This window comes from Leucobacter insecticola, assembly GCF_011382965.1.
Classification (GTDB): domain Bacteria; phylum Actinomycetota; class Actinomycetes; order Actinomycetales; family Microbacteriaceae; genus Leucobacter; species Leucobacter insecticola.
The window spans coordinates 1,588,601-1,609,351 of the sequence record NZ_CP049934.1 but is presented as its reverse complement, the minus strand read 5'-3'; the positions used below and the strand labels follow the sequence as shown (position 1 = coordinate 1,609,351).

Below are 20,751 nucleotides of genomic sequence, written 5' to 3'. Positions count from 1 at the left end.
TTGTGCACTTCGCACGTGTCAGCACGAGGCGGCTAGAAATACTCTTCAGAGAACTGTTTCGAGCCCTCAGCAAGGATATTTATGTCCCGCATCACACACGGCGATGACTTCGCCCTCACGAGAGTCGATTCCGCGTCTCAAAAACACTGGTTTGGCATTGCCGTGCAACGTTTTGGGCAGGTCTCCGCGCTCTCGCAGTTTCTACTTGGTGCCACACTCGGGTACTCGATGACCTTCGGAGAGGCAGCGCTCGCATTTCTCTTCGGGTCAATCGTGCTTGAGACGGTCATCGTTTTTGTTGGCATCATTGGGCAACGTGAGGGGCTGAATACCGCGCTTCTTGCCCGCTGGACAGGGTTTGGTGAAATTGGAGCTTCACTGGTCGGTCTGGCGATCGGCATCAGCCTCATCGGCTGGTTTGGCGTACAGTCAGCGATTTCAGCGGAATCACTCGACAGCCTTATGCCGGGCGTGATGCCAGTGTGGGCCTGGAGTCTGGTGTTTGGCCTCGCAGTGACCGCCGTCGTCGCGTTTGGGTTCAAAGGTATGCAGTGGCTCGCGAACGTCACCGTCCCTCTGTTCCTCATTCTCGTCGGCTGGTCAGTGGTCAGCGAACTATCCCGTCATGATCTCGGCGAGCTCCTCACTGACCCTGCTCCAGGACCGTCCATGAGTGTCTGGGCCGGTACTGGCATCGTGGCGGGCGGGCTCATCGTCGGCGCGATCATTTCCGCTGACATGACACGCTTTAACCGTTCGAGCATCGACGTTGTGAAACAAACGGTCGTAGGGGTCACGCTCGGCGAGTTCGTCATCGGTCTCGCCGGGGTGCTGCTCGCGCACGCGGCGGCCAGCGGGAATATCGTTGCGATAATTACCTCATCGGTGGGGCTCGTCGGCCTGTTTATCGTGATCACGGGCACCCTCAAGATCAACGACTGGAATCTTTACTCATCAACGCTCGGGCTCGTCAACTTCATTTCGACGGCCTTCGGGCGAAATCTCAATCGAGGTACAGCGACTATTGTGCTCGGTGTCGTCGGTTCAGTGCTTGCGGCCGCCGGAATCCTTGGCCAGTTCACTGAGTTCCTCATCGTGTTGTCAGTAGCTTTTCCCCCAATCGCAGGCATCATGGTCGCTGAGTACTTTGTGGTCAAGCACTGGCGCCCCGAACTCGAGGAGTCACGTGCCGCGGGTACACTCCCCGCAACGGCGCCTCGTATCGTCCCGGCCACGATCGCCATCTGGCTCTTCTCCGCAGTCACCGGCTACTTCATCACCTGGGGTATCCCCGCGGTATTCTCGCTTGTCATATCGATGGTGTTGTACATCGTTGCGGGCAAGCTCGGCTGGGTGCGCCCGCTCGGTGCCGCGACCACCCGCTAAACATCCTTACTCCATCTATTCACAAGGAAGCGATCAACATGCATATCGGGATAGACGTCGGTGGCACCAACACGGACGCAGTCCTTATGGACGGCACCCAAACCCTGGTCGGGATAAAGCACACGACAACACCCGACGTAACGGAAGGTATAGTCCAAGCGATCTCGGGTCTACGCGAGAAGCACAGGTTTGCGGGCTCCGAAATCACCGCGGTAATGATCGGGACCACACACTTCATCAACGCACTCGTCCAGGCGAAGCGGCTCGCACCGACCGCGGCGCTTCGGCTCGGTCTTCCCGCGACGCAGGCACTGCCGCCGCTCATTGATTGGCCAGAAGAGCTTGTCGCCGCGATCAACGCACGAAGCTACTTGGCCCATGGCGGCTATGAATTCGACGGACGCCCAATCAGCCCGATCGACGTTGACGAGCTCCGGGCTCATGCGGCAGACATGCGCGAACACGGTATCCGATCAGTCGCGATCTCCTCTGTCTTTAGCCCAGTGAACCACGATCTAGAGGTCGCCGCTGCTGAGATCATCCGCGAAGTTCTTGGGGACGACGTCGCCATTTCGCTGTCCTACGAAATCGGACGGATCGGCCTACTCGAGAGAGAAAACGCGACCGTCATCAACGCAGCGTTACGCGAGCTCGCTTCGGAAATCGTTGACGGGCTCACCGCCGCAGTTCGAGCGGAAGGCATCGAGGCCCCGATCTTTCTCAGCCAGAATGACGGGACGCTCATGGACGAGGACTACGTGCGCAGCTACCCCGTTGCGACATTTGCTTCCGGTCCAACGAATTCGATGCGCGGTGCTGCGCTCACGAGCGGGCTCACAACCTGCGCCGTCATCGATGTGGGTGGCACAACGACCGATGTTGGACTGCTCATCAACGGCTTCCCACGAGAGACCGCCAACGAGGTAAAGGTCGCGGGCGTACGAACCAACTTTCGTATGCCAGATGTGCTCTCTCTCGGGATCGGTGGGGGCAGCATCGTCAACGAGCAGACCGCCGAGGTCGGGCCCGAGTCAGTTGGCTACCGACTGTCTTCTGAGGCTCTCGTATTCGGAGGATCAACACTCACTGCGACGGACATTGCGGTCGCAGCGGGCCGTGCAGACATTGGAGACCGTTCTCAAGTGGCTCATCTCGACCCCACCTTCGTGGCGCGGGTACTCGACCGAATCGCCGAGCGTGTCGCCGAAGCTGTAGATCGCATGCGGACATCCCCCGACCCCATCCCCGTCGTCGCGGTTGGCGGTGGATCCCTACTTCTGCCTGACGAGCTACCTCTATTTGGCACCGTATCAAAGCCAGAGAATTACGCGGTCGCGAACGCGATTGGCGCGTCCATCGCGCAGGTCGGTGGTGAAATCGACAAGGTGTACTCGGTTGCTCCCGGTCAGCGAGAACACACCATCACCGCCGTGCGCGCAGAGGCCATTGAGAAGGCAGTTGCTGCAGGTGCGAAGCCCAGCTCCGTAACAATTATCGACTTTGATGAGGTACCGATTCCCTATTTGCCAGGCAACGCCACCCGGATCCGTGTCAAGGCTGTCGGCGATCTCAGCATGGAGGCGGCGCGGTGAGTTGGACAATCACAGTCAGTGATATTGACGATATCGCGCGGGGATCAGCGACGCTCGGCACAGGTGGCGGCGGTGATCCCTACGTCGGCGGCTTGCTCGCTAAGGAAGCATTGCGACGACACGGTGACGTTACTGTGGTCTCTCTCGATGAGGTTCCCGACGACGCGATCGTCGCAAACGTATCGATGCTCGGGCTCCGACGGTAATGATCGAAAAGTTGCCGAGCCTCGACGAGGTTATTCGGCCAGTGCACGAGCTGAGCGAACACTATGGCAGCCCCATTACTCACATCATGTGCATTGAGATCGGCGGCGTAAACTCGACGATCCCCATCGCCGCCGCAGCCGCGCTCGGGCTTCCTCTGATCGATGGCGATGGCATGGGCCGCGCCTTCCCTGAGCTGCAGATGGTACTTCCTACGCTCTACGGCGTCTCCGCTTCGCCTCTCGCCTACTCCGACGAAAAGGGCAACGTTGGCGTGCTGCGCACAATCAACAATGCCTGGGGCGAGCGCATCATCCGTGTCGCCGCTGTTGAAATGGGGTGCTCAATCATGCTCTCCGGCTTCCATATGTCTGGGGCCACCGCGAAACAGGCACTCGTGCGAGACTCGCTCACCCTGTGCGCCAACGTCGGCCGGGCGATCGTTGACGCGCGCGTTGCCAAAGTCGACCCGGTTGAAAAGGTGATTGGGCTACTCGGTGGGCGAGCGATCTTTGGTGGCAAAGTCACCGACGTTGAACGAGCCACAACGAGCGGGTTTGCCCGCGGCCGGGCAACTATTTCGGAGGGGGACGATACGCTCACAATCTCTTTCCAGAACGAGCACCTCGTCGCTGAGCTCAACGGACAAGTACTCACTACCACCCCCGACCTCATCATGGTGCTCGAGCATGAAAGCGGCGAACCGGTGACCACCGAGGGGCTGCGCTATGGCCAACGCGTGCGTGTCATCACCTCTCCGGCCGACGAGCGATGGCATTCCCCCGCCGCAATCAGCATGGTGGGCCCGCGCTACTTCGGCTATGACCTCGATCCGCACCGATTCGACGGAACAGTGCGTCCAGCTTCCCCCACCGCAGAGACGAGGGAGGCGAATTGAGCTGGACACTCACCGCCGCGGACCTGCCTGACCTCGCGCGCGGCGCGACGCTGCTGGGCACAGGAGGCGGCGGTGACCCTTACATCGGCCAGATGCTCGTCACGCAAGTACTCGGCGACCGCAGCATCACGGTCCTTGACCCTGACGAAATCGCAGACGATCTCTTTGTAATTCCGACAGCGCAAATGGGCGCACCGACCGTGATGATCGAGAAGATCCCGGCGGGCACGGAGCCCCTGGCGGCACTACGGACGCTTGAGGCGCACCTCGGGCGTACCGCAGAAGCCACAATGCCCATCGAATGTGGAGGGATCAACTCAATGATCCCGCTCATCGTCGCCGCTGAATCTGGTCTTCCCGTGATTGATGCCGACGGCATGGGACGAGCGTTCCCCGAGCTCTCGATGGAGACGTTTGCCGTGTATGGTGTGAACGGCTCTCCGCTGGCCCTCGCTGGAGAACGGGGCGAACACGTCATCATCGATACCGGAGCTGACAATCGGCAGATGGAGTCGTTTGCGCGCGCCATAACAATTCGCCTCGGCGGAGTAGCCCACATCGCCGAGTACGCAATGACCGGCGCCGATGTCCGTCGCACTGCGGTGCCGCGCACCCTCTCGATGGCCCGCAACATCGGCGGCGCGATCCGAGAAGCCCGCGAGCAGCACCGCTCACCGTTCGCAGCAATCGCTGAAACGCTTGCGAAGACGCTGTATTCCGAAGTGCGCGAATTGCACCTTGGCAAAGTTATTGACGTTGAGCGTCGTACAACACAGGGCTTCGCCCGGGGCCGTGCACTGATTGAGAGCCTCGATGGGGCTGGTCCACCGCTTGAAATCGCATTCCAAAACGAGAACCTCACCGCTTGCCGCGGAAACGAATTGCTCGCGATCGTGCCCGATCTCATCTGTGTCGTCGACCATGAGACAGCTGAGCCGATCACCACGGAGGGCCTGCGCTATGGTCAACGAGTGCGGGTGCTCGGCATCTCAACCCCAGAACTCATGCGTTCCCCCGGCGCTCTCGAAACGTTTGGGCCGAGCGCTTTTGGGTTGGATCGGGCTTTCGTGCCGGTCGAGCATCTCGGTGGAATCGTGATTTCCAGAGCATAAGTCGCCTACGCTTATAGACATGCCTCTGCTCCTTTCCGCGGGAGACCTTCCGCTGCTCGCATCGGGAGCTTCCTTCTGCGGTTCAGGCGGAGGCGGTTCCCCTTGGCTCACCGAACTCATGGTGCGAGATTCCTTTGCGGACTCGTTGCAAGCGTGGCTACCACATGAGCTCGACCCCAAAACCCCTTGTTTTGCTCCGGCGTTCGCTGGATCAACGCTGCTACTTCAGGAGAGGCTACCTGGGCTCAACGCTTTCGAGCCGCTGATCTCGGTCGCGGAGCAGTGGCTTGGACATCACCTCGAAGCCGCGTGCTCATTTGAGGCCGGCGGCCTAAATGCGCTCACCCCTTTTCTGTTCGCTCCGGACCGGAAGATTATCGATGCTGACTGCAGCGGCCGCGCCGTGCCGACGGTCGACCGCACGAGCTTGTACATTGATCACGTTCCCGGAGTGTTTGCCGTCTGCAGTACCGGCGCGGGCGGTGTGTCACTTACTCAATCGGAGCGAGCCGAAGATGTCGACCGCCTGATGCGTACCGCGATGATTCAGGCTGGTGGTGCCGGGCCGGTGGTATTCGCAGGATTCACCGCCGGAGACCTCATTAGGCATTCCTTGCACGGCCACCTTGAGCGGTCGCGCCACATCGGTGCGGCACTCGCAGAGACCATCGATGAGCCCATTGAGGCGCTCGCTGCACTGATTGGTGCGATCATCGTTGGGCAGGGACGGATCCTCGACCTCACCAAAGACAACCGGGACCCGCATGTGTACTCGGCAGAGATCGGCTGCATGGACCGAACGGTGTTGCGCGTTGTCGCACGTTCCGAGTACCTTGCCGTGCTGACGGATGGTGTCCTTGTGTCAACGGCGCCCGATTACATCGTCGCAATTGACGTGCGCTCGCGGGAGATCATCGAGGCTTCCGAGCTGCGAGAGAATCGCCACGTCGCCATTTTGACACTGCCTGCCGATCGGTGGTGGCGTTCACAACCCGGACGCGCGGGCAAGCTGTTGCCTTCCACTTATGGTCTCTCAGGATTGGACCCGGAACAGTGATTCCTCCGTCCGTTGCTCGAAATTCCACCGATCTCGCGTCGTTACTCTCCCACCCTGACAACGGCGAACTCAAACACGTGGCGGGGCCAGCAGAGGGCGAATGGAACGAAGTCACCGTCGACGGTGGTGAGCAAGCCGGTCATGGCCTCCTTGTCCACACTGCACCTTTCCCCAGCACAATTTGGCAGCAGGACTCTCTTCTGCGTCGCGTCAGCGACCGGGGGTTCTCAGCGCTCGCGGCACCCGCTGCAGAAACTGCCGGGGCGGGTACCTGCAAGCTCGCGGCCAGGTTGGGCGTAACCTTGCTCTCCACCACACGCCCGGTGGAGCTGGTTCGAGCGTGTTGGCAATTGCAGCAGGCGCGGGACGCGCTTACCCTCGACTACGTACGAAAGGTCGCGCAAGCATTCGAGTACCCCGCTAAAGACCTCGCCGGTTTGCTCGCGCACCTGCGCGCGGCCATCGGCCACAATATTGCGCTCATCGACGCAAATGGCGTTGTTCAGCAGGCGGGGGGAGAGCTTGCCCGGGCGTTACATGAAGGTATCGATTTTGCTCCTTGGATCAGCTCCGCCCGCGTTGGAAACGAGGCAGCGGCCTCGGTACGTGTGGATAGCTCAACCCGACGAGGGCTAAGGCTGGTTGTCTTTGGGTCCGGGATTGGCGACGTCCAATTACGGGCTCTGTCAACCGCCGCAGAAATCATGATGCCCGCCGTTGCAGCACGCATCCTCATCGATGATCTTGCCTCCGTCAACGACGCTTCGGCGTCCGCGGATTTACTCCGCGACTTTATCGATCTGAGGGGTGCCCGCGATCAAGAGGTACAGCGGCGCATGGGTGAGCGCGGCTGGCGCACGGCCGGTTACCACCTTGGGTTCCAGTTCACCCCGAGATTTCGAGTTGACCCAGTCGGCCTTCACCACGCTGTCGCCCACGAACTCACCGGGATCTCAGTCGAATCGCACGCGGTACCCAGCAGCCAAAGCGTGTTGGGGTGGCTGAGTTTCGCTGAACCGCCCAGGGCGAGTCAGGTGGAAGATTGTGCCAATGCACTGCATGGCGTGCTTCAACGTCTCCGCCTGACCCGTGATGTTGCACTCGGCATAGGCTCACTCCAGAGCAGCGAATCTGGTCTCACTCGCACACTCAGCGAGGCCTCCGACGCCGCAAAAATCGCGGTTTCTCGTTCGAGCTCCGGTTACCTCGTGCGCGTCGACACACTCGGACTTGAACAGCTACTCCTTGCGTGGACCGGAAACGACACCTTCCTGCCTGCCGCCGAGTCAATGCTCGCCCCCCTGCTGAGTACGGCACCAGAACTGCTGAAAACACTCTCAGTTTTCCTAGACCACGAGTCCTCGATTCAGGCCACGGCGGACGCGCTCAGGCTTCATCGGAACACCGTCTCGACCCGCGTGCAGCGAGCCCAGGAGCTCATCGGGATCGACCTCTCGTCTTCTGACTCCCGCCTCGCTCTGCACCTTGCCTGTCGGGCGATCATGGCAGCCAGGGATGCAGCTTCAGGGGTTCAGGCCTCCGACCGCACCGGGTTCAGGTGATGACTAAAGACAATACTGGTGCGGGTGGATGACACCGCAGGATGCGCTGATAGATGCTCCATCACAAAGTCACGGACGTGATCCGAGTCTCTTGCGGCGAGATGGATAATGAAATCTTCGACACCACCCAGAAAGAACAGCTGCATCACCTCAGGCAATGCCCGCAACTCGTCGCTCATCTCAGCAATACGCTGACGCGCGCCCGATCGCACAGTGACACTCACGAGTACTTGCAGCTCAAGTCCCATCGCCCGCGGATCAACGGTGGCGGTAAAGCCGGTGATGATGCGCTTGGAGACAAGACTCCGAACCCGGGCAATGCAGGTGGAAGCAGCAACCCCCACTCGCTCGGCTAGCTCGGCATTGGTGATCCGGCCGTTCGCCTGCAACTCTTCCACGATCTTCCGGTCGATCTCGTCCAGCTCAGCCTCCGGGCGCAGATTCTTCGAAGCTTCGGACACCAAAAACCCCCTTACACTTGAAACGTAACACCCAAAACGACTGATTCCGAAGAGAATTCAGCGTTTCAGTATAGAACTCGAATATACTGCATAATCAGTACGTTATCCTCGCGGCAGCGCACGGCGCATGCCCGCAGCGCCGCGGGAAACGGCACAGATCCCATTCCGCGACTTCATCAGGAGCACATCATGCGCGTCGGCATTCCCACCGAAATCAAAAACAACGAGAACCGCGTGGCGATCACGCAGGCCGGCGTCTACGAGCTTGCTCGTCGCGGTCACGAGGTCCTTGTCCAGGCCGGTGCCGGACTCGGATCCGCCATCACCGACGCTGAGTACATCGCGGCGGGCGCGAAGATCGTCGAAGGCGCGGACCAGGTCTGGGCAGATTCTGACATGATCCTGAAGGTCAAGGAGCCCATCGCTGCCGAGTACAGCAAGCTCCGCAAGGATCAGGTGCTCTTCACCTACTTGCACCTCGCCGCCGAGAAGACCCTTACCGAGAAGGTGCTCGAGTCTGGCACAACCGCCATCGCCTACGAGACCGTGCAGCTTCCCAGCCGCGGCCTGCCGCTGCTTGCCCCCATGTCCGAGGTTGCTGGCCGTCTCTCCGTGCAGGTGGGCGCCTACAGCCTCATGAAGGCCAACGGTGGCCGCGGCATTCTGCTCGGTGGTGTCACCGCAACGCGTCGCGGCAAGGTGGTTGTGATTGGTGGCGGTGCTGCCGGCGAGCAGGCCGCTCGTATCGCCTACGGCATGGGCGCTGAGGTGACCGTCATCGATATCTTCATCCCGCGCCTGAAGCAGCTGGAGGACGAGTTCAACGGGCGCATCCAGACCCGCACCTCGAACGCACACAACATCACCGAGGCACTGAAGGAAGCCGATCTGGTGATCGGCTCCGTGCTCATCCCCGGCGAGAAGGCTCCGAAGCTCGTCACCGACGAAATGGTTGCGCAGATGAAGCCGGGCTCCGTGCTCGTCGACATCGCAATCGACCAGGGCGGCTGCTTCGAGAACTCGCGCCCGACCACGCACGACGATCCCACCTTCGAGGTACACAACTCGATCTACTACTGCGTGGCCAACATGCCCGGCGCGGTCCCCGAGACCTCCACCGCGGCGCTCACCAACGCAACACTCCCCTACGTCGTCGCACTTGCCGACAAGGGCTGGGTTGAGGCGCTGAAGGCTGATCCCTCGCTCGCAAAGGGCCTGAATGCACACAACGGCGTCATCACGAACGCCGGTGTCGCACACGCATTCACCGATCTCCCCTCGACCACCGTCGAAGAGGTTCTGGCCGCACAGGCGTAAGCTCCACCCCGCGGTTCACACCAGGCCGCTGCTCGCTGCTCTTCAGAGCCGGGCAGCGGCCTGGTGCTTTGTCAGCTTCTGTAACATTGTGGACCCAAGTGCCTAGGCCTGGTGATTGTCTTCCGCGGTCATACGCTGCGCCCTTGCACGCCCCTCGTCGGCCGCCATGTCGGTAAGGCCCACGATGACCACCCACAAGTGTGTCAAACACGAGAACGACGACCGTCCAGGGGCTCGACGTCCCCTGAAGGCATCACCACGCATGAGACCGTCACCTCAACCTGCTTACGACTCGCAACAACACCTGGGATACCGCCCTTTGGTCGGGTCTCACATGCTCGGAGACGTTGGAGAGGTCTCTGAAGCAAGGCGTGAGTTGACCGCCCATTCACCGCTGGACCCCATAATCACCCGCTTCGCCACGGAAGTAAGGGGTCCCGCGGCCAAAGGGCGGTCCTTTGACGGGTAGGCAAGAACGGGCGGTGCCGAAGGAGCGTCTCGGCTCCCGTCAGCTCCGAGCAACCGAACGGCATTGCGGCTAGTGTCGTACACATGGATTTAAAGTTCTCGTTCGGCGGAGCGACACCCGATCACGACCACGGAAGTCACGGCGAGGCGGGCCAGGACCCTGCCCTCACCGGCGTGCCGTTGCCGTTTACCGTGACTCCTGCTTCCAAGAGCAGCGTGCTCGAGGTGCATGTGCGCTGCAGCGACACCCAGGTCATCGCCGAGGCCGTATCGGGTGACAGCGTGACATATGCTCGCTCAGAAGTCGATGAGGCCGCGCGGGACCCCGCGGCTCTCGCTCGCGCGGTGAGCTCTGCCACTGCCCGAGTTGTGGCAGGTCTTGAGGGCCCGCTTGCTGAGGCCGTGAGCGGCGTGATCCTGAGTCTCGGTGGCAGCGAACAAGCCGTTGTCGTGGCACTCGGTTTCGGAAACGATGTTGCGTCTCCACTCACCTCGGAAGCATTCCAGCGCCGCACCGGAGTCACCTCGGGGACGCCTGTACACATAGCATAGGGACGTGTCCCTCACACTTCGCAAACTGCTACAGAACCCTTCCCTTCACCTCAGGTTCATTGTCGGCGAAGACGAAGAGACCTCAGACAAGCACGCCTTCGACCAAGAATTTGAGTGGCTCCACGCCACAGACATGATTGATCCGACTCCTTTTCTGGGGCCGGCAGAGGTGATCCTGACGCTCGGATGGCAATTCCCAGTTGTTCATGCGGCGGATCCCGCAGTGGCAGAGGTCAGAGTACCGTCCGAACGGCTCGAGCGACTCTACGATGACTACGCGGCGCTCGTGGCGGCCCACGGCGTCATTGGGATCGGGTTCGGAAGCGATGTCCTGCATAAAGGAGTCCCCACGAACTCGCGCTCGCGTGCATTCGACACGGCCTTATCCTGTTCGACGTGCCGTACGAGATTTCATTTATGGATCTCCTACAGGAAGCAGCACGTGTCCTTCAGCGGGACCAAACAGAGCGGTACACCAGATCGCTCCGCGCCCAGAAGGCAATCGCAAACGCTGCGACTCGTCGTGACGGCCTCAATGCGACTCTGCGCGAAACGGCGCGCCAACTCGGCTGCGGCGTTGCCCTTTACGATCCCCTGGGACGCCCAGTAACAGTGGTGGAGGCTCCCGACGGCCCGAGGGTGAGTGAGGCGGAGCTTGCCCCCATCGTGCAAAGCACACTCGAAAGCGTCCAACGTTTTCGTTCAGCTCAGGTGACCCCAGAAGTGGAAGCAGTGCTTCAGCTTTTGGGGAGCCTGGAGACCCGAGTGGCGTACTCGTTTTGACTCTCAGCCGAGGATTTGATGACCTCTCGAGAAACGTGCTCTCGAGTGTGCTGGCGCTGGTGAGTGTTTCATTGGAGCAGAACCAAGCACTCGCCACTCTGCACACCACGCTCAGGGAAGCCCTCCTGCAACTCTTGCTGTCTGGGAACATCTCCGTGACGCGCCACATTGTTGAAAGCGTCTGGGGTCCTTTGCCCGCACCACCGCTCATCGCGCTGGTTGGAATTCCTCAGCAGTTCGATTCCTCAGGGTTGATGCCCGCGCTGGAATCAGTGCACGCCGCAGAAGACATCCCGTTCTTCTTTGCACAGTACCGTGGCGATGCGGCGCTCCTCGTTGCAGAGGAGCACGCGACTCGTCTCGTCGAAGAACTTTCACCATTCGCATTCGCTCTCGGTCAGTCGCTATGCAATAGATGGGAGGGGCTTGAACTCGCACTCGAGGAAGCAAGCAAGGCGGCGGAGTTTGGAATGCGTCGGGGCACCATGGGAGTAACCGCGTTCCCTGAGATCTGGCGCGATGGAGTGACAGATCTGATTGATACCTCAAACGCGGCGCACGTGGCGAGACGTCTGTTGGGGCCGCTTGCGAGGAGCGCCCCTAGCCACGAGGTCTCGCTCCTCGACACGCTTCGAGTATGGCTCAAATATCACGGGCGACAGCTGCCAGCGTCCAGAGAGCTGGGGATACACCGCCACACCCTGAGCAATCGGCTTGAACAAATCGCAACACTGACAGGTGCGGATCTTGACGATTTTCAAGCCCGTGCAGAACTCGCGGTCGCCCTCCGTTACTACCAGGGATAGCATGACGCAGCGCCTAGCGCACGGACACTGCCGGAGATAGCATGGGCTTAGGGTTCAATGCTGAACACCGGCCAAGTGATATCTCGCGCCACTAACGACCACACCAGACACACAGGGTGACAAGATGCCAACAACGTTGTTTGAGCAGGCGAGCGGCGTCGCCGAGAACTTGCCCGATTGGAAACGGCTCATTTGGGGATCACGACCCGAATTTCACGCGGTCGGCATGCCGCAGGCAGACACAGCCTTCGCGGGGGAACTCGCCCGCACCGTGATCGACCAGAGCAGCGCGCACCGCATCCGAGTCGCCGCGCGCAATCACATCGCCCGGCGAACGAAGGCACACACGAGCACGACCGGCGGCTCTCATTTCGTTCTCATCTTTCAAATCAGCGGAGATAGTCACTTACGCTACGGCGAGCAACGCACGCAGCTTACGCCAGGTGACATGACTCTTATACACTCAGATACCCCTACGAATGGCTGTTCCCCAAAGAAGTCGAAACGCTGATGGTGTTTGTCCCTGAATACCGGTTTGATGCGCCACGAACCACACTCGAACCGATCGCCGGAACCCGCGTCGATGCCTCTGATCCGGTGGGCAGCTGCCTCACGTCACTGATCGACCCGTTTCTCAATGAGCCCGCAACCCTGCGCAGTGCCATCGGCCCTCGGCTGATGCGGAACTTTACGGAACTCGCTGCAACACGACTGATCGCTGAGCTACAGACGCTGCAACCCGGCAAACAGCCCTCAAGCGAACGAGTGTTTCGTCAGCTCAATGGCTATATCTGTGAACATCTCAGAGATCACTATTTGTCTCCAAAGGCGATTGCAGACGCAAACTTCGTCTCGCTTCGGTATGCGCAGGCCGTCTTTCAGCAGCGCGGCACCACGATGAACGCGTGGATCCGAGAGCGACGCCTCACACGCGTGCGTGAGGATCTCGCGGACCCGAGATTTCAGCACCTTTCCGTCTCTGACGTAGCAAGTTCGTGGGGGTTCGTGAACGCTTCGGCATTTTCCCGTGCGTTCCAGCACATTTTCGGCGAGACTCCGTCACAGTGGCGCAAACGTGAGCACTACTTCGATCCAACGGTGCCATCGCTGTAGACCGCCTTCCCACCCAGCATTGTCAGTTGCACCTGCGTTTCCTTGAGTTCCTCGTTGCTGCAAGTCAACGGGTCACGATCGACGACAATCAGATCGGCGTGGTGCCCAGGCTGCAGAGAGCCGATTCCTTCCCAACGCATCACCTTCGCACCATTCCGTGTCCAGGTTGCAAGTGATTCGAGTCGCGAGATCCGTTGCGCGGGACCTCCGTTGTTTCCGCCCCACACACTGTCGTGCGTCTCGGCCAGGGCTATGTGCTCCCACACGTTTTCTGGACCCCAGTCGGAGCCGCAGGAGACATCAAAACCGAGATCCAGCTCGCGTCTGAGCGGGATCAGATCACGCAGCACCTGGGACCCCATGCGTTCCCAATAGGTGTGCTGCTTGAAAAACGAAAACGACATTGATGTTGTGATGTCAAAGCCCTGGTCACGGAATCGACGACCATGCGCTTCGCTCAGAGTGTAGGCGTGCTGCAGGATGTAGTTCTGCTCGATCGTCGATCCGAACCGGCGTTCTGCCTCGTGGATTTGACGCAGCGTCGTCTCGTGTTCACGATCTGCAACGGAGATCACGTTGAGCCGCATACCGCGTTCTGCGGCGAAGTCGGCCATGAACTGCCCCTTCCACTCCGGAAGCCACTCGATACCGTTCGTCCACGCCCCGTAGCCGTTGCGATAGTTTCGCTCAAAGATCTGCTGCCCCGGACCCAGCGGGCCTCCCCGAGTAAGCAATAGCCCTTCGACTCTAAAAAAGTCGTCCGTGCGTTCTTGGAGTGCGTAGAGACCTCGGAGCCGGTCACCAAGTTCTTCCTCGCTCAGTGCCACTGAGTCAGGAAGGCCATGAGGCTCACCATCGGGAGTGCACAGCACCCGAACGCTCAATGTCCCCGCGGCGCGATGCTGCCGGTACACATCAATGGTCGGAAAGTCCATCATGTGACCTTCAAACACACTCGTAACGCCAAGCGCGTTCGCGGCCCGCATCCCGTCAATTGCGCCCTCCATAAAGTCGGCACCCGTGACACCTGAGATTCGAGCGAGAACTGAATCCCACCAAGGTTCATTGTTGTAGTAATTGTTGACTGCACCGGAGAAACGACCGGTGGGTTCGCCCAAGCGATCTTTCTCAAGGTAGACGTTTCCTATGCGATCGGGGGTGTTCCGAGAGACTTGGATCGCATTCAGCCCACGAGTATTGAACACCGTCGTATTCGGGTTAACGGGGGCCCAAGCTTGAATCCATACCGGGTGGTCCGGCGCGACCGCATCAAGGATGTCGCGAACTGGAAGCTCTCCCTCTGCCAGATCCCGCCAAGATCGACGTACGAAGTAGTGCGGTTCCCCGACCGGCGAACACCGAATCCATTCCCCTTTCGGAGCACGCGCGACCGCCGCCTCAATGCGAGCAAGAATGTCATTCCAGTCGCGGCAGTCGAACAGGTCGACCACCGAGTGCCTGAACGCCGCCCAACTCAACAGGTGCGGGTGTGTGTCAATGATTCCGGGCATGAGCGTCCGCCCCGACAACGACACTCGCTCCGCCCCGCTACCCGCGAGCGCCAGCATCTGCTCTTCTGAGCCGGTACCCACGACGCGGCCGTCTATCATGACTACGGACTCGTGAACTGCGTTGTCCGGCCGCATCGTAACAACTCGCCCGTCGGTAAACACCGTTGCTCGGCCTCGTTCTTGTCCAATGTTCTGCATCTGTCTCTCCCTTGAGCTTGATACGTCATCGCACCACGTGCACACGATTCTGCCGCCCCAGACACGCGATTTCTGTGCGAAAACCGCACAACTACGAACCAAAAACGCAGAGTCCTCACCTCGACAGATTGTCCATAAAAGTCAAGTTGATTTGCCTATTTGACGCGCTGCTCGAGGATCTCAATCCCTCACTATGTTGAGTAGAAACGAAAAAATCGACATTTAGTCGAATGCAGGGTTCGTGACAAGCACGCAAGCTGGTTACAGGTGCGACTTCCAGTCATATGCAAAGGAGCTGACAAATGACGAAACTCAAACGAAGCCTCGGATTCGGGGCTGCGTACGCAGCCTCAACCGGGCTCGTCGTCTCAGGAACCGCCATGGTGTCTCTGGGAAACGGTTTTGGAACGGGCGGCCTCGCTTTCGCTATCCCAGCGTTCATCGGGCTGATCATCATCATTATGGTGGCGATTTCATACGGTGAACTCGCATCGATGCTCCCCGGAGGCGGGATGGTGGGAGAGTACACACTTCCCGCGCTCGGCCGGCTCCCTGCAATCCTCGCGGTACTCGGGGGCTACCTCGTCTTGGTCTCCGCAGACGGAGGCACGCAGCTCCTTGTGGCAGGTGATTCCTTCGAATCACTCACAGGCTTCCCCGCTGCGGCTTTCTCGTTTTTGCTTCTCGGCGTTCTGCTCACCCTCAACATTTCCGGTGTCGATATCTTCGCTCGCGTTCAGATTCCCGTCGTCTTCGGGATGATGGGGATCCTTGCTGTGATGGGTCTCGCCGGGGTATTCGGCTTCACGAGCCAGTCACCGGTGGACAATTCACTGCTGAACACAGATTGGAGCACCCTTGCCTCCATGGGGGCGGTCGCAATCTGGCTCTACATCGGCATGGAGTTCGTTGCCCCGCTGGCAGAAGAAGTAAAGCGGCCATGGAAGACCATCCCGATGGCCATGATCATCGGCGTCTCAACCATCTTCCTGGTCGATGTGCTTTTCGGCTGGGGTGCAAGCCGCTACGCCGATCTCGGTGAAATGGCGGCTTCCTCGATCCCTCACGTAGTCGGCGCAACTGCGATCTTTGGCGGTGCCGGCGGCCTCATCATGACACTCGTCACAATCTTTGCTTCGTTCTCGACGGGGAACTCCTACCTCGCGGCGATCCCTCGAATGCTGTATGGACTTGCGAATGAGGGTCTCCTCCCGAAGTGGTTTGCGCGGGTAAGCAAACGCTCTCGTGTGCCTTGGGCGGGCATGCTCGTCACCGCATTCTGCATGGGGGCTGTGCTGCTCTATTCGACCTTCAGCCAAGGCGGAATCGAGCTCATCCTCAACCTCATTAGCATCGCTTGTACCACGTGGCTCATCAGCTATATCATCGCCCAGGTCGACGTGATAGTACTGCGCCGACGCTACCCGAGCGCGCGGCGACCGTTCAAGACTCCCCTGTACCCGCTTCCCCAGGTTCTCGGCATCGCCTCCTGCGGTTATCTCATCGTGTTTATCGTGCCCGAGCTCGAACAGCGACTCGTTATTTGGGGAAGTGCGGCGGTCATCCTCGCAGCTATCGCACTATTTGCCGTGATCTGGCTGAAACGGAATCGACTGCCTCTCTTTACCCCGACGGATCTCACCCATACCCAAAGCAACATCATCATCCGGTCCGAGAGCATGGGGGAAGACTACGAGGGCATTATTGATGAAGACATCGCAGAGCAGCCGCAGACGACGCAGCACAACGCCAAGATCGCGCCGCATCAGGAGTCGGGACGCCGATGACCACTGCGAACCCCTTAGCGCCGCGCCGGCACAAGCGACACCCGCTTGCAGGAGATGGTCCGATCGTTGACCGCGCGAGGCGCGCACTGCGAAGCACCGCAGAACATTTTGGCAGTGTGCAAGGAACTGATCGGACAACGGTGACCGTCCGCACCAAAGACGGAATCGAAATCGTATTCAGCTACGATCCCGGCAACTACGTCTTCTCTCGCGTATATGCGTGCACGATATCCACGGTTCTGCCTGACACGACAGACGTTCCGGCGACAGTGTCGCTCACCCATCGTGGCACGCAGCGAGGCGGACGGTTCGTCGCAGGACGTGTATCTGCGCACTCCGAGTGCGCTGTGGACCGACTCAATCGGGCCACAGCATCTCACCTAGCCGGTATCGATCTCGTCCGCGCGAGCATCGCCACGACGAAGAACTCCGGCAAGAGACTCACACTCAGTCCCATGGGTGGCTCCTTCGTGTGGGTGCTGATCCCACCCGTGTTTAAGGCGACCGCTTTCCCACCTGGCGAGCCCGAGCGAATCCTCGAACTCATTCGCGCTGTCAGGGGCCTCACCCACTCGAAACCCCACTCCTCCAGCCCTTGAGCTGGCAGAAAGGAAATCAGTATGTCCTCACTCACTGTCCAAGCAGCCGTATTTGTCGGCGCCCAGCAGCCGCTCGTCGTGCGGGAACTCACAATTGATTCCACTCCGGGACCCGGCGAGGTACTCGTCAAGATGGCCGCGTCGGGTGTGTGCCACAGCGATCTCCACGCACTCGACGGCGATTGGGATACACCAGCACCCCTGGTACTAGGCCACGAGGGCGCGGGGGTCATCGTGGCGCTCGGTGCCGATGTCACAGAACTCGCAGTCGGCGATCACGTGATCCTTTCGTGGACACCGTCGTGCCAAAAGTGCGAGTACTGCGTCTCCGGAAACCCGGTCCTCTGCCAGCTGGCAAACGAGACTGCATACCAGCACGTATTTTTCGACGGCAAGACAAGACTCTCCGATGAAACAAGTCCGGTCAAGAGTTTCCTTGCTGTTGGTTCTTTTGGAGATCACGCAATGGTGCCCGCCTCTGCGGCGATCAAGATCCGCAAAGATGCGCCGCTCGCGCAGGCCGCCCTGGTCGGTTGCGCGGTCACCACGGGAATCGGGGCTGTCACCAATACTGCGAAAGTTGAGCCCGGAAGCACAGTGCTCGTTGTTGGCTGCGGCGGCGTTGGTTTGAACGTGGTCCAAGGGGCGCGTCTCGCGGGTGCGAAGCAGATCATCGTTGCTGACGTCAGCGACGAAAAACTTGAGCTTGGGCGGACGTTCGGCGCGACTCACACCATCAATAGCCGAAGCGCCGACCTGGTGGAGACCGTTCGCGCCCTCACCAACGGCCGCGGCGTGGACTACGCCTTTGAAGCGATCGGGCTGCCCTTCACGATCGAGGCATGCTACGAGGCCGCGCGACGCGGAGGAACCGCGGTCGTCGTCGGACAGGTCGCCGACGGAGTCAAGATCTCAATTGATCCATTTGTCATGAGCGATCAAGAAAAGAAACTCATCGGATCAAATTACGGGTCGAGCCGCCAGTCGATTGACTTCCCAAAGATCATCGATCTATACATGGAAGGCCGCATCGATCTGGACTCGATGGTCACCGATCGCATTAGGCTCGATCAGGTCAACGACGCCTTTGCGGAGATGCGTCAGGGGCGAGGGATCCGAAGTGTCATCGAGTATGACCTGTCGCCTGACTACCCCGCGTTCTGAAACCGAATAACCCGCTCGAGGGCCTCCGCCACCGCGGACTCCCCAGCAGCGTAAGACAACCGCACAGCTCGGCTACCCGCCACCGGGTCGAAATCGTTTCCGGGTACAACGGCAACGTTGGCGTGTTCAAGTAGCGCTTGCGCGTACGCCGTTGAACTCTCGAAACGCTCGAGCTGCGGGCCGAGTTCGGAGTAGTAGTAGAACGCCCCGTCTGAGGGCGCTGCCTCGCCCCAAGCAAGCTGCGGGGCGGCGTCGAGAATGAGTGCACGCGCACGCGCAAAACCGGCAACGACCGCATCACGTTCCGCGTAGCTCTCGGGCGTGAACGCGGTTAGCGCGAGTTCCTGTGCAGGGGCGGGCGGCGACAGTGCAAAATTGGAGGCGAGCGCTTCCATCGGCGCAATGAGCTCTTCTGGCAGAATCGCCCAGCCGAGCCGCCAGCCGGTCATTCCCCAGTACTTCGAGAACGAGTTGATGACGATCGCTTCGGAGTCAAGCGATAATGCACTGATTCCACGGGGATCAGGGGATCCGGGATCGGGGAAGGTGATGCCGTGGTAAATCTCGTCACTGATCAAACGGACGCGGTGTGTGCGGCACCAATCGGCGAGCTCCGTCAATTCTTCGCGTCGCAGCATGGTACCGGTCGGGTTCGCCGGTGACGCGATGACGAGCCCGGCGAGTTCTCCGTGCTCCGCCACGGCGGCGTCAAGGAGCGCGGGGGTCGGTTGGTAGCGAGTTGCCGATCCTGTCGGAATCTCCACGACCTCAACTCCGAGCGCCGTCAGGATATTGCGGTAAGCCGGGTACCCGGGGCTCACCAGCGCGACCCGATCCCCCGGGTCAAAGGCCGCCAGAAACACCAGCTGGAACGCGCCTGAGGATCCGGTCGTGACGGCCACGCGCCCCGGATCGACCTCGGTGCCGTACCAGTCCAGGTAGTGTCCCGCTATCGCTTCCCGCAGCGGCATCGTGCCGAGCGGGCCGGTGTAGCCGGCCGGTTTCAGCGTGCCGGGCGCGGGCCGCGCGCTCGGCTCTCCCGCGCACAAGGAGACAACGTCGTGCCCGGCGGCGCGGCGCTTCGCGATCTCGTCGGTGATGCGCATCACTTCAAAGGCCGGGATGTGGGAGCGCCTTGACACGGTCAGGGGCGTCAGCGCGTCGAACGTCGAATCCAACGTCCTCGACGGAGGGGTCTTGAAAGGTCCACCAGGTTTTACCATGTCTCTACGCTACCCAACAGCCCCGCTCATTGCCGAGCTTCGGCCGCGCTCGGTTAGCCGCAGATAGCCTGAGAGTGCCGCCAACCCTTCAGAGCTCGTTGGGAGACCATCGCCGAGACGGTCCGATGACACCAGATGCGCCGCCCACTGTGCGCGGCTGATGGCGACGTTGAGTCGATTGCGCATCAGCAAGAACTCGAGCCCGCGCGGCACGTCTTCCGCACTGGAAGCAGCGAGAGTCACGATTGCGATCACGGCTTCCTGCCCTTGAAACTTGTCGACGGTGCCGACTCTCACCTCACCGAGCCCCGCCTCGGCGAGCGTTTCGGCAACGCACTCAACCTGCGCATTGTAAGGCGCGACGACGATAAGGTCGTGCTGAGTGAGCTTACGCGGGTTTTCCCCAGGCTCATGGACCGTGCCACTCAGCGCGCTCTGCGCGATGCGCACGACCTCCGCTGCCTCTTCTCGCGAGCTCGTCGAATTGCCGTGGTGAGCCACGGGATGCCAGAGAAGGCCAGCGGATCCTGCACCGACAACCTCGCGCAGCGAAGCCGTGGGGTGCGCGTGCAGCCGACCCTCGTAGGCGAGCGCCGACACCACCGAAGCGAGCTCCGGCCGCATGCGCCGGGTCTCGGCAAGGAAGACACCGAGATTCTCTGGCATCGTGTCGTGATCGCCGAGCAACCAGCCCAGGGCGGAAGTGTCGACGGGTTCAGGGTGGCTGCCCTGCGACACCTGCGGCAACTGCTGCGGATCCCCCAGCAGCAACAGGCGTTTCGCGGCGACCGAGGAGGCGATAGTGGGCGCCAACGAAAACTGCCCAGCCTCGTCGATGACAAGCAGGTCAAGCTCGGCACGCCGCACCCGCGCCTCGTTTGAGAAATCCCAAGCCGTGCCGCCAAGCACGCAGCCGGCACCGTCGCGGCCGGCACCGGGACGACCGCCCATTCGGCTC

The 20,751-nt window shown here is 60.6% G+C and carries 19 protein-coding genes and 1 pseudogene; 16 read left to right on the top strand and 4 right to left on the bottom strand.

Features of this window, described 5'->3' with window-relative positions; all coding sequences use genetic code 11:
- Window positions 1-81 precede the first annotated feature (81 nt).
- The 7 genes and pseudogenes from G7067_RS07410 (at window position 82) to G7067_RS07385 (ending at window position 7,811) form a co-directional block, all read left to right on the top strand.
- On the top strand, window positions 82-1,386 hold the full coding sequence (locus tag G7067_RS07410) for a purine-cytosine permease family protein (RefSeq protein ID WP_166323173.1): 1,305 nt from the start codon (window positions 82-84) through the stop codon (window positions 1,384-1,386).
- Between the two features lie 38 nt (window positions 1,387-1,424).
- Complete coding sequence (locus G7067_RS07405; protein ID WP_166323171.1) at window positions 1,425-2,978, top strand: hydantoinase/oxoprolinase N-terminal domain-containing protein; 1,554 nt, start codon at window positions 1,425-1,427, stop codon at window positions 2,976-2,978.
- Window positions 2,975-3,405: pseudogene (locus G7067_RS14885) on the top strand (S-methyl thiohydantoin desulfurase domain-containing protein); the annotation flags it as partial. The gene G7067_RS07405 and the pseudogene G7067_RS14885, both read left to right, overlap by 4 nt.
- Window positions 3,385-4,080 carry a DUF917 domain-containing protein gene (locus G7067_RS14880; protein ID WP_341872882.1) on the top strand — a complete coding sequence of 232 codons (696 nt, stop codon included), beginning with the start codon at window positions 3,385-3,387 and terminating at the stop codon, window positions 4,078-4,080. The pseudogene G7067_RS14885 and the gene G7067_RS14880, both read left to right, overlap by 21 nt.
- A complete protein-coding gene (locus G7067_RS07395) occupies window positions 4,077-5,192 on the top strand; it encodes a DUF917 domain-containing protein (RefSeq protein WP_166323169.1) in 1,116 nt (371 codons plus the stop codon). Before G7067_RS14880 ends, G7067_RS07395 begins: the two co-directional genes overlap by 4 nt.
- Before the next feature lie 19 nt (window positions 5,193-5,211).
- Window positions 5,212-6,249: an S-methyl thiohydantoin desulfurase domain-containing protein gene (locus tag G7067_RS07390; RefSeq protein WP_166323167.1), complete on the top strand. Its 1,038-nt coding sequence runs from the start codon at window positions 5,212-5,214 to the stop codon at window positions 6,247-6,249.
- Window positions 6,246-7,811 (top strand): PucR family transcriptional regulator, encoded by a 1,566-nt coding sequence (locus tag G7067_RS07385; RefSeq protein WP_244300997.1) that lies wholly within the window; start codon window positions 6,246-6,248, stop codon window positions 7,809-7,811. The genes G7067_RS07390 and G7067_RS07385 overlap by 4 nt, the downstream gene beginning before the upstream one ends.
- On the opposite strand, the gene G7067_RS07380 is transcribed toward G7067_RS07385, so the two are convergent.
- A complete protein-coding gene (locus tag G7067_RS07380) occupies window positions 7,781-8,272 on the bottom strand; it encodes an Lrp/AsnC family transcriptional regulator (RefSeq protein ID WP_166323165.1) in 492 nt (163 codons plus the stop codon). The genes G7067_RS07385 and G7067_RS07380 overlap by 31 nt on opposite strands.
- 189 nt (window positions 8,273-8,461) lie before the next feature.
- On the opposite strand from G7067_RS07380, the gene ald reads away from it, so the two are divergent.
- The 6 genes from ald to G7067_RS07350 all read left to right on the top strand — a co-directional run bounded on the left by ald (window position 8,462) and on the right by G7067_RS07350 (window position 13,311).
- Window positions 8,462-9,589, top strand: coding sequence for an alanine dehydrogenase (gene ald / locus G7067_RS07375; RefSeq protein ID WP_166323163.1), 1,128 nt, complete (start codon window positions 8,462-8,464; stop codon window positions 9,587-9,589).
- 552 nt (window positions 9,590-10,141) lie between these two features.
- A complete protein-coding gene (locus tag G7067_RS07370; RefSeq protein ID WP_166323161.1) occupies window positions 10,142-10,609 on the top strand; it encodes a hypothetical protein in 468 nt (155 codons plus the stop codon).
- A gap of 4 nt (window positions 10,610-10,613) precedes the next feature.
- A complete protein-coding gene (locus G7067_RS07365; RefSeq protein ID WP_166323159.1) occupies window positions 10,614-11,219 on the top strand; it encodes a hypothetical protein in 606 nt (201 codons plus the stop codon).
- Between the two features lie 232 nt (window positions 11,220-11,451).
- Complete coding sequence (locus G7067_RS07360) at window positions 11,452-12,198, top strand: PucR family transcriptional regulator (RefSeq protein ID WP_166323157.1); 747 nt, start codon at window positions 11,452-11,454, stop codon at window positions 12,196-12,198.
- Window positions 12,199-12,322: 124 nt separating this feature from the next.
- Entirely contained in the window at window positions 12,323-12,709 is a 387-nt protein-coding gene (locus tag G7067_RS07355; protein WP_166323155.1) for an AraC-like ligand-binding domain-containing protein, read from the top strand.
- On the top strand, window positions 12,709-13,311 hold the full coding sequence (locus G7067_RS07350) for a helix-turn-helix transcriptional regulator (RefSeq protein ID WP_166323153.1): 603 nt from the start codon (window positions 12,709-12,711) through the stop codon (window positions 13,309-13,311). The genes G7067_RS07355 and G7067_RS07350 overlap by 1 nt, the downstream gene beginning before the upstream one ends.
- Here G7067_RS07350 and G7067_RS07345 read toward each other — a convergent pair.
- Window positions 13,281-15,020, bottom strand: a complete 1,740-nt coding sequence (locus G7067_RS07345) for an amidohydrolase (RefSeq protein WP_166323151.1) — start codon at window positions 15,018-15,020, stop codon at window positions 13,281-13,283. The genes G7067_RS07350 and G7067_RS07345 overlap by 31 nt on opposite strands.
- A gap of 302 nt (window positions 15,021-15,322) precedes the next feature.
- On the opposite strand from G7067_RS07345, the gene G7067_RS07340 reads away from it, so the two are divergent.
- Genes G7067_RS07340 through G7067_RS07330 form a run of 3 tightly spaced genes read left to right on the top strand, consistent with a single transcriptional unit; the run spans window position 15,323 to window position 18,570 of the window.
- Window positions 15,323-16,807 (top strand): APC family permease, encoded by a 1,485-nt coding sequence (locus tag G7067_RS07340; RefSeq protein ID WP_166323149.1) that lies wholly within the window; start codon window positions 15,323-15,325, stop codon window positions 16,805-16,807.
- Window positions 16,804-17,406 carry a DUF3156 family protein gene (locus G7067_RS07335; RefSeq protein WP_166323147.1) on the top strand — a complete coding sequence of 201 codons (603 nt, stop codon included), beginning with the start codon at window positions 16,804-16,806 and terminating at the stop codon, window positions 17,404-17,406. Before G7067_RS07340 ends, G7067_RS07335 begins: the two co-directional genes overlap by 4 nt.
- Window positions 17,407-17,427: 21 nt before the next feature.
- Complete coding sequence (locus tag G7067_RS07330) at window positions 17,428-18,570, top strand: Zn-dependent alcohol dehydrogenase (RefSeq protein ID WP_166323145.1); 1,143 nt, start codon at window positions 17,428-17,430, stop codon at window positions 18,568-18,570.
- Here the strand turns inward: G7067_RS07330 and G7067_RS07325 are convergent.
- Both G7067_RS07325 and G7067_RS14875 read right to left on the bottom strand, forming a co-directional pair.
- Window positions 18,555-19,793 (bottom strand): pyridoxal phosphate-dependent aminotransferase, encoded by a 1,239-nt coding sequence (locus tag G7067_RS07325; RefSeq protein ID WP_166323143.1) that lies wholly within the window; start codon window positions 19,791-19,793, stop codon window positions 18,555-18,557. The genes G7067_RS07330 and G7067_RS07325 overlap by 16 nt on opposite strands.
- A gap of 9 nt (window positions 19,794-19,802) precedes the next feature.
- A complete protein-coding gene (locus G7067_RS14875; protein WP_166323141.1) occupies window positions 19,803-20,744 on the bottom strand; it encodes a DEAD/DEAH box helicase in 942 nt (313 codons plus the stop codon).
- Between the last annotated feature and the right edge of the window lie 7 nt (window positions 20,745-20,751).

Excerpts from the sequence above, each read along its gene's own strand:
- G7067_RS07410 (WP_166323173.1), top strand. The coding sequence starts at position 82 with ATGTCCCGCATCACACACGGCGATGACTTCGCCCTCACGAGAGTCGAT.
- G7067_RS07405 (WP_166323171.1), top strand. The coding sequence starts at position 1,425 with ATGCATATCGGGATAGACGTCGGTGGCACCAACACGGACGCAGTCCTT.
- G7067_RS14880 (WP_341872882.1), top strand. The coding sequence starts at position 3,385 with ATGGTACTTCCTACGCTCTACGGCGTCTCCGCTTCGCCTCTCGCCTAC.
- G7067_RS07390 (WP_166323167.1), top strand. The coding sequence starts at position 5,212 with ATGCCTCTGCTCCTTTCCGCGGGAGACCTTCCGCTGCTCGCATCGGGA.
- ald (WP_166323163.1), top strand. The coding sequence starts at position 8,462 with ATGCGCGTCGGCATTCCCACCGAAATCAAAAACAACGAGAACCGCGTG.
- G7067_RS07370 (WP_166323161.1), top strand. The coding sequence starts at position 10,142 with ATGGATTTAAAGTTCTCGTTCGGCGGAGCGACACCCGATCACGACCAC.
- G7067_RS07355 (WP_166323155.1), top strand. The coding sequence starts at position 12,323 with ATGCCAACAACGTTGTTTGAGCAGGCGAGCGGCGTCGCCGAGAACTTG.
- G7067_RS07350 (WP_166323153.1), top strand. The coding sequence starts at position 12,709 with ATGGTGTTTGTCCCTGAATACCGGTTTGATGCGCCACGAACCACACTC.
- G7067_RS07345 (WP_166323151.1), bottom strand. The coding sequence starts at position 15,020 with ATGCAGAACATTGGACAAGAACGAGGCCGAGCAACGGTGTTTACCGAC.
- G7067_RS07340 (WP_166323149.1), top strand. The coding sequence starts at position 15,323 with ATGACGAAACTCAAACGAAGCCTCGGATTCGGGGCTGCGTACGCAGCC.
- G7067_RS07335 (WP_166323147.1), top strand. The coding sequence starts at position 16,804 with ATGACCACTGCGAACCCCTTAGCGCCGCGCCGGCACAAGCGACACCCG.
- G7067_RS07330 (WP_166323145.1), top strand. The coding sequence starts at position 17,428 with ATGTCCTCACTCACTGTCCAAGCAGCCGTATTTGTCGGCGCCCAGCAG.
- G7067_RS07325 (WP_166323143.1), bottom strand. The coding sequence starts at position 19,793 with ATGGTAAAACCTGGTGGACCTTTCAAGACCCCTCCGTCGAGGACGTTG.
- G7067_RS14875 (WP_166323141.1), bottom strand. The coding sequence starts at position 20,744 with ATGGGCGGTCGTCCCGGTGCCGGCCGCGACGGTGCCGGCTGCGTGCTT.